Source organism: Mesorhizobium sp. LEGMi-168a (genome assembly GCF_058312955.1).
In genome coordinates this window covers 1-1,172 of record NZ_JBZEGV010000127.1, presented here as the reverse complement: position 1 = coordinate 1,172, position 1,172 = coordinate 1, and the positions used below count along the sequence as shown (strand labels likewise).

Below are 1,172 nucleotides of genomic sequence, written 5' to 3'. Positions count from 1 at the left end.
GCTGCAGATGCTGGTGTACGCGCCCAGAGTGAAAGGCCGTCGCCCGGCATAGGCAACGAGTGCGGGCTCCTATGCCGTGATTGGTAGCGACATCGCCGAAGTTAATGGACTTGACCTGCCGACGCCCTCAGCGCAAGCGGCGGCAGAGCTTGAGTAATATCTGCCGCCCTTTGTTCGTCCCGCCAACCCTCTCGACATCTCTTCCGGGGGCGAGGCGGGCTTCGATCAGAATCTGAATTTGTATCGAGCATACTTGTCGGATGATCGGGACATGGCACTGCAGGTGATGTGCTACCCCCCTGAAGGCGGCTGGGATCCAAAAAGCTGGGACGACACGACCATGGCATTTGCGCAGGCAGCGCGCGAGCGTCAGCTTCCCGCAGCCTTTGTCAATACCATGCCAGAAGCGTTACCACGGCGCGTCCGAGAAAGGATGATAGCAGACGGATTGGTCCCGCTGCAGGGGATGGAAGACGGCATCCGCGCCGTGTCAAATGCGATGCGCTCGTCGGAACTGGCGGATGTTCTTTCTCACAGGACCGACGAAGAAATTCTTCTGCCAAGGTACCGGATTGGTCTGGCCGAGGAGATCTCTGTCGACGAGGCGGCTGCCAAAGCCGAACTGGGTGCATCTGGCATAGCTGTGCCTCGAGGTGTCGTTGTGACGCCAGATCAAACGGGTCGGCTGGACGAACTCAATTTTCCTGTGGCGGTAAAGGCACTTAGCGCAGGACTGGCACACAAAAGCGAGTTGGGAGCCGTTGTGTTGCGCCTGGGGACGCCTGAAGAGGCGCGGCAAGCCGTGCGCGCTATGGCAAAGAAGCTGAAGCATTCTGCGCCAGAGCTCTCCATTCGGAAGTTCCTGGTCGAAGAGATGGTGAAAGACGGACTTGGCGAATTGCTCGTGGGCATACGCCGGGTGGATTCGATGGGCCTTGCTCTCACAATTGGAATGGGCGGCACGGAAGCCGAACTCCTGCGTGATACCGCCACCATCCTATTGCCCGCCTCGCGTGCGATGATCGCCGAGGCCCTGGGCAGTCTAAAGCTGTTTCCATTGCTTGACGGTTGGCGCGACCGACCGAAGGGCGATATTGACGCGGTGGTCGACGCCATCGAAAAGTTTGCCCAATTCGCCTCCAACGAGGAGCGTTTCGTCGAAGCCGAAATCA

Annotated in this window: 1 protein-coding gene; it reads left to right on the top strand. The window is 59.1% G+C overall.

Features of this window, described 5'->3' with window-relative positions; translation table 11 throughout:
- Positions 1-271 precede the first annotated feature (271 nt).
- Positions 272-1,172, top strand: a 901-nt coding sequence (locus AC4FWB_RS34370) for an acetate--CoA ligase family protein (RefSeq protein ID WP_491030644.1), incomplete at its 3' end; no start/stop codon positions are given.